4 protein-coding genes are annotated in these 6,175 nt (G+C 66.8%); all 4 read right to left on the reverse strand.

The features are described 5' to 3' along the window. Positions 1-2,297: asparagine synthase (glutamine-hydrolyzing) (gene asnB / locus VNJ47_08160; GenBank protein HXG28808.1), on the reverse strand; the 2,297-nt coding region annotated here is incomplete at its 3' end. A 74-nt stretch (positions 2,298-2,371) separates the two neighbouring features. After that, positions 2,372-4,621, reverse strand: a complete 2,250-nt coding sequence (locus VNJ47_08165; protein ID HXG28809.1) for a polysaccharide biosynthesis tyrosine autokinase — start codon at positions 4,619-4,621, stop codon at positions 2,372-2,374. A 115-nt stretch (positions 4,622-4,736) separates the two neighbouring features. Further along, positions 4,737-5,708: an NAD-dependent epimerase/dehydratase family protein gene (locus VNJ47_08170; GenBank protein ID HXG28810.1), complete on the reverse strand. Its 972-nt coding sequence runs from the start codon at positions 5,706-5,708 to the stop codon at positions 4,737-4,739. Next, a partial coding sequence (locus VNJ47_08175) for a glycosyltransferase (protein HXG28811.1) occupies positions 5,705-6,175 on the reverse strand: 471 nt, incomplete at its 5' end. The genes VNJ47_08175 and VNJ47_08170, both read right to left, overlap by 4 nt.

Genomic DNA, 6,175 nt, shown 5'->3' on the forward strand with positions numbered 1-6,175 from the left:
AGATCGACGCAGTTCGGAAGAATGCGGAACCGTTCGGCCGGCACGCCGCCCCAGGAGTTTAGCCGCTCGACGGTGTAACGGCTCACAGCAACGACGACGTCCGTTACGCCGAGCAGCTTTCGCACGAGCGGGTTCCGGTGCGGCTGCCAGGCTTCGATGCCATGCACGATTAAAAGCAGCGGGCAGCGCTGCAAGCGGCTCAGCGGCCAGGCGAGCGGTAACAGGTTGGTGTGTCCACAGACGACAAGGTTCAGCCGCGGCCCACCCAAGGCAAGCCGCAGCACACGCCAAGCGAAACGCAGTTTGCCGTGGGCCGCCGTTCGATCGAACTGTACTTTCTGCGGGATCGGTTCCGGCACGCGCTGGATCAGCCGCGGCAGCGCGATGACCGCGCGGACCTCCAGCATGCGGGCGAGTGCGTCGAGCAGATCGCGGTTGAACTTCGCGATACCGCCGATGCCCCCATACGCGTCGGTGAGCAGGACACCGATGCGCAGCCTCGCCGTGTCGGCCCGGAACGCCGCCGCAACCACGCGCGACCACGGACGCAGTCCGGGTGCTTTAGAGACATTGGACTTGGCCAACCACCGCGCAACCGGCACCGAGAATCCGCTCTTCGGTCGGGCGCGGACGATGGCCGCGACACGTGGATCGGCCGCTTCAAGAAGATGCTGGCGTTCGAGCGGAAAGCGTTGTGCTGCCACGCGCAGCCAGCGGCGCAGCAGTGTGGCATCGACCAGCGGCACCCGGATTTCGAGCGAATGCGCCATGCCGGCCCAGTCGGCATCGCGCAGAAGCTGGTTGCGCATGTAGCCGCTCATTTCGAGCACCATGACCGCGAGCTGCGGGTTGCGGATGCCCACGATCCTTGCGCGCAGCGCGTCCAAAGGCGTCAGCTCTTGCAGGCCGCGGCGCGCGAACTCCGGTTCCAACAGGCGCGCAATCTCCCACGGCATGAACAGCGCCCGCCGCAGCAGCCAGGCGCCCTCCAGCGTTGTGCCGTACTCGATTAGGCCCGCCCATTTGGGGTTGGTCAGCCGTCGAATAAGCGGCGCGCCGAAGGCGCGCAGCGCCCGGCCCACCCATCGGGCCCGCGCCAAGGCGCGCAACCGCCGTGCAAGCTGTGGCACCTGGGTAAAGGACGGATAACCGCCGAACAGCTCGTCGCCTGCTAGACCGGACAGCGCCACCTTGAGCCCCGCGCGCGCGGCAGCGCGGCTGACGAACCAGGTGTTGACACCGTCGATGCTCGGCTGATCCATCGCCGCAAGAATGCGCTCGCGGTCGGCTTCGAAGTCAGCGCTGCGGATGCGCTGCGTGTCGTGCTGCGTACCGAGCCGTTTCGCCACCGCCTCGGCAACCGGCACCTCGTCGAGATTGCTGCCTCGGAACTCGTCGAAACCCAGCGTTATCGTGCGCAGCGGCGCCGAGGCGTTGCGTGCGGCCAGCGTGGCGACCAACGTCGAATCGCGGCCGGCCGAGAGAAAGACGCCCACCGGCACATCAGCCACCAGATGGTCATGCACGGAGTCCGTGACGGCGGCAAGCGCCTCGTGCACGGCATCGGTCGATGTCGCCGGCGCCTCTTGCGCGGCCAGGATTTCCTTGCGCAGATCGAAGTAGCAACGGGGCGCGGGCGGTGGCTTGCCGCGTTCGACCGTCAACGTTGCGCCCGCGGGCAATGCCTTGATGCCATCGACCCAGGTGTAAGGCTCGGGCACGTGACCGTAGAGGTAAAACCCCGTCCAGCCGGCGGCACTCGGCGCCGCCGAGACCGCACCGCCCGCCAGCAGCGCCTTGACTTGCGAGGCGAAGCGCAACTGCTGCCCGTCGTCGGCGTAGTACAGCGGCTTGATGCCGAGCGGGTCGCGGGCCAGGAAAAGCCGCCTGCTGGCGGCGTCCCACAGCGCAAAGGCGAACATGCCGCGCAGGCGCTCGAGCATCGCCTCGCCGTGCCGCGCGTAAAGATGCAGCAGCACTTCGGTGTCGGATTCGGAGCGAAGCGCCACGCCTTGCGCCGCAAGTTCTTTGCGCAGCGCGCGGTAGTTGTAGATCTCGCCGTTGAAAACGATGACGTTGCCGGTGGCGGCGTCGTGCATCGGCTGCGCGCCAGCCGGCGACAAATCGATGATGGCCAGCCGCCGGTGGCCGAGCGCGACACCGCCGTCTTGCGCAACCCAGACGCCTTCGCCGTCCGGTCCGCGCGCCGCCATGTACGCCGTGATGCGGCCAAGCTCGTCGGCGTCGACACGTCCGGCCGCATCGCGGTAGTTCACGATGCCGGTGATGCCGCACATCAGCTAACCTCGCCCAAGCGCGAACGCCGTTCTCAGCGTACTACGCAAGAGCGTACGGTGTTTACGGATGGGTTTCACCGTTTTTGCCCGTACTGGTAGGCGTAATACCCACCATACCGATAGCGCGAGGTGGTAAGCGATAGATCATTGAAGATAACGCCACTGATTACGATATCGCTCTGCTGCATCCGCCGGCAGGCAATTTGCACGTCCTGCAGCGTGTTGTGTCCGCCGCGCACGACCATGAAATTAGTCCCCGCCAGCTTGCCGATGGAAATGCTATCCGCCAGGTTCAAGGTGGGCGGCGTGTCAATCACCACATAGTCGTACTGTTTTGATGCCTGGCTGAGCAAGGCCACGAAGTTGCCATGGACCAGTAGCTCCGCGGGGTTTGGAGGTAACGTCCCAGTCGCAAGAAAGCTGACGCGCCCATCCTCTAACGGGTGAACGGCATCCTGCAACGTGCACTGGCCGGAAATCACGTCCGCCAGGCCAGGCACACGTTCCACCCCCACTACGCCATGCATGTGGCCTTTGCGCAGGTCGGCATCTATCAGCAGCACGCGCTTACCGATATCCGCCATCAGGAAGGCGAGGTTGCTGGCGATAAAGGATTTGCCGATCTCCGGCGTCGGGCCATGGATGGCAACGATGTTGTTGCCCGCCTCCAGCAGCGCAAATTGCAGGCTGGTGCGCAGGCTGCGCAGACTCTCGACCGCCGGGTCCTGCGGCGCGGTGCGACAGAGAATCCGCAGGCCTTTGGTGGCGGCCTTCTGTTGCAGCAGGCTGGCGAGCGTGCTCTGCGTGCGGCTGTGCGGAATGGTGGCGTACACCGGCAGGCCCAGCTGGGATTCGATGCGGTCCGGGCTGTCGAGCATGCGGCTCATGCTCTTGCGCAGGAAGACGGCCACGGCGCCCGCAAAGGCGCCGAGCAGCAGAGACAGGGCCAGCACCAGCGGTTTTCTGGGACGTACCGGCTTGATGGGCAGCACGGCCGGGTCCAGTGCACGGGCATTACCGATGGTGCCGGCCTTGGCGACTTTCAGCTCCTGCGCGCGATTGAGCAGTGCCACGTACAGTTCATTGGCTACCTTGACGTTGCGCACCAGGCGGATGGACTGCAGCTCGGTCTCCGGCAGGTTCTTGAACTGCCCTTCCAGCGCGGTGCGCTGCTGGCGTACCTGGTTGAGTTTCTGGTTCAAGGCAATGAACAGCGGGTGCTGCTCCGTGAACCGCTGCCGCAGTTCGCTGCGCTGCAGCTCGAGCTCGGAAATCTGCTTTTCGATGTCGGTGGCGCGGCTCAGCATCTCCTGGCCTTCCGCGCTGATGTCCACCGCTGCACCGGTGCGTGACTTGTACTCCCGCAATGCAGCCTCGGCAGTATCCAGTTGCTTTTTGAGCTCTGGCAGCTGCTGGTCCAGGAAGGCCAGCATGTGGCTGGCTTCTTCCGACTGGCGCTCCACGTTCTGGCGCAGGTAGGCGTTGACCACGCCGTTGACGATATCCACGGCCAGCTGCGCCTTGGGGCCCTCCAGCGTGACTTGCAGGATGCCGGTCTGCTTGCCGCGCTCGCTGACCTTGAGCTCTTTCTGCAGTTCTGCGACCACCTGGTTGAAAGGCTTTTTAACCAGCACGAACTGCGTGCCCGGCGCAGCGACCAGCTCGCGCACATAGATGGACAGCGGCTGCCCACCCTGCGCACGCGCCTCCGCCGGCTTGCCCACCTGCCCTTGCAGCAGCAACTGCCCGCGCTCACCGTACAGCCGGTAGGCGCCGTTCTGCCCGGCTTCGAGGATAAGCCGCTTGCCCTCCTGCCTGGCCGGCACCGCCAGGCGGCCGACCTCGACGTACTCGCCGCCCCAGGCAAAACGCCGGAAACCGGGCCAGGCGCTGGTCAGCTCGCCGCGCTCATGACGTCGCGCGAGCGCCGGCCCCAGCAAAGGAAAGCGACGGGGCCTGGCGTGGATATCCAGGCCCAGGTCGCTGACTACGCGGCCCACGACGGTGCGGGAGCGGATGATCTCGATCTCTGCCAACGACTTGGCATTGCCGCCGCCCAGGGCGGCGGACAGTTCGTCCAGGCCGGGAATGGCGGCCTTGCGCTCCTCGACCTGCACGATGGCGTCGGCGCGGTAGATGGGGGTGGCCAGCCAGGCGTAGGCCGCACCTGCCAGCAGCACGGCGCTGGCCACGCCCAGCGCCAGCCAGCGGCCTTCGAGCAGCGTATCCCAGAGCTCGCGCAGGTCAATTTCGTCGTTGTCCAGCGGGGCGCCGGCCAGCGGACTCTGGGGGGCTATGAGGACGTTCGGCTTGCTCGAATCCATTACAGGCTCTCTGGAAAGGCTCGGATTGATTGCTGTTTGGGCGGGCCTGTGCAGGCCCAAGGTTAGTCTATTGGCCCCGGCGCGGGGAAGAAAAGCCCGCTGCCGGCCAGGGCATTCACCAGGATGTGCTTTCGGTCGTTGCGCCGAAATCCTGCCGGATCGTCAGCGCCAGGCCGTCGGCGAGCGCGTGCCGCGGGGCAAAGCCCAGTGCGCGCAGCCGGTCGGCGTTGACCACGCTTTCGGAAACGAACTTTCGAATGCGCACGGCGCTGATCGGGTATGGGCGCGCACGGGCCCGGGCCAGCAGGTCAAGCAGACGGCCCGCGCCCATCCCCATCCACAGCGGCAGGCGCAGGTGCGGAATGCGGGTACCGCTCGCGGCGCAGATGATGCCGATCAGCTCGTGCATGCTGAGGTCGGGCTTGTCCGCGTAGTTGACCAGGGCATCGCCCTCAAGGCCCGCCAGGAACAGCAGCGCATCCACCACGTTGTCCACGTAGGCGATGGACTTGCGGTTACCGCCGTCGCCCACCATCAGGAAGCGGCCGGAGATGATCTGCTCCAGCAGGGTATGCACGTTGCCGCGGTTGCCCGCCCCGAACACGACGCAGGGGCGGATGATCGCGATGCGCCGCGCGGGATCCTCTGCCCGCCAGGCCCTGAGCACCTCTTCCGCCGCCAGCTTGCTGCGGCCGTAGTGATTCTCCGGATTGGGTTGTGCGTCTTCCGTGACGTCGAGGGTGGCCAGCCCGTAGACCGCCACCGTGCTGGTGAACACGATCCGCCGGATGCCGTGCCGGCTGGCCGCCGCGCACAGGGCGCGCATGCCATCGACGTTCGTGCGGTAGTAGCGCTCGGCCGGGCGCACATCGTCACGGTGCTCCGCAGCCAGGTGATAGACCAGGTCCGCGCCCGCAAGGGCCTGCGTCATCGCCGCCGGGTCCGCTACGTCGGCGCGGGTCGTGCAGGACTCGAACTCCGGCTGGACGACGAGATCGACGATGCGCACCTGGTCACCCGACGCCTGCAGTCGCCGGACCAGCCGCGATCCGATGAATCCGCTGCCACCCGTGACGATGACGTTCATGCCTGGCCGCCGATGCAATGCACTTCGTCCGGCCGGCCCGCCAGGGACCGGTAAAGCGCGAGGGTTTTCCGGTACATATGCTCCAGCGTGAACAGGGTCTCGTAGCGCTGCCGCCCGGCCTGGCCCATCGCGACCCGCAGCGCCGGATCCCCGATCAGCTGCAGCAGCCTGTCGCGCAGGGCCGCGGCGTCACCGCGGGGAACCAGGCAGCCGGTGACGCCATCCACCACGGCCTCCCGGACTCCGCCCACGTCGGAGGCGATGACCGGCAGGCCCGCGCGCATGGCCTCGAGGATGCTGATGGGGAAGCCCTCCCAGTTGGAGATCAGCAGGAAGATCTGCGCGCCGGCGAGTTCGCGCCCGACATCCGTGCTGTGCCCCGGCAGGGCGATCCGGGCCGCGAGCGGACCGGCAGCGATCCGGGCGCGGGCCTGCTGCCACTGTGGGCCATCGCCGACCAAGCGCAG

It is taken from the genome of Nevskiales bacterium, from assembly GCA_035574475.1.
Lineage (GTDB): Bacteria > Pseudomonadota > Gammaproteobacteria > Nevskiales > DATLYR01 > DATLYR01.